General features: G+C 70.2%; 1 protein-coding gene. It reads right to left on the bottom strand.

Annotated features, from left to right (window positions below; genetic code table 11):
• On the bottom strand, positions 1-455 hold a 455-nt coding region (locus RF644_RS18815), incomplete at its 3' end, for a dTDP-glucose 4,6-dehydratase (protein ID WP_368797667.1).
• Between the last annotated feature and the right edge of the window lie 86 nt (positions 456-541).

Raw genomic sequence — 541 nt, 5'->3', positions numbered from 1 at the left:
GAGTAGGGCGAGTTGGGGGCGAGGGGGTCGGTCTCCGGCCAGGATCCGATGTCGATCGAGCCGTACACCTCGTCGGTGGAGATGTGCACGAAGGTCGTGGGGCCGTGGCGCAGGGCCGCGTCGAGCAGGGTCTGGGTGCCGGCGACGTTGGTGCGGACGAAGTCGGCCGCGCCGGCGATGGAGCGGTCGACGTGCGACTCGGCGGCGAAGTGGACGACCTGGTCGTGGCGGGACATCAGTCGGTCGACGAGGCCGGCGTCGCAGATGTCGCCGTGGACGAAGGTGAACCGGGGGTTGTCGCGGACGGCGTCGAGGTTGGCCGGGTTGCCCGCGTAGGTGAGCGCGTCGAGGACGGTGACCGTCACGTCCTGGTCGCCGTGGGGGCCCAGGAGGGTGCGTACGTAGTGGGAGCCGATGAAGCCCGCTCCGCCGGTCACCAGGATTCTGGTCGTCATGAGGAGATCTGCACCTTGCTGTGGTCGCCGAGGATGAGCCGGTTGGTGGCCGGGATCCGCGGGGCGGGGGTGACGGTCACGCTGCG

This window comes from Kocuria sp. CPCC 205258 (assembly GCF_040981005.1).
GTDB classification, from domain to species: Bacteria; Actinomycetota; Actinomycetes; order Actinomycetales; family Micrococcaceae; genus Kocuria; species Kocuria rosea.
This window is presented reverse-complemented; position numbering and strand designations above follow the sequence as displayed.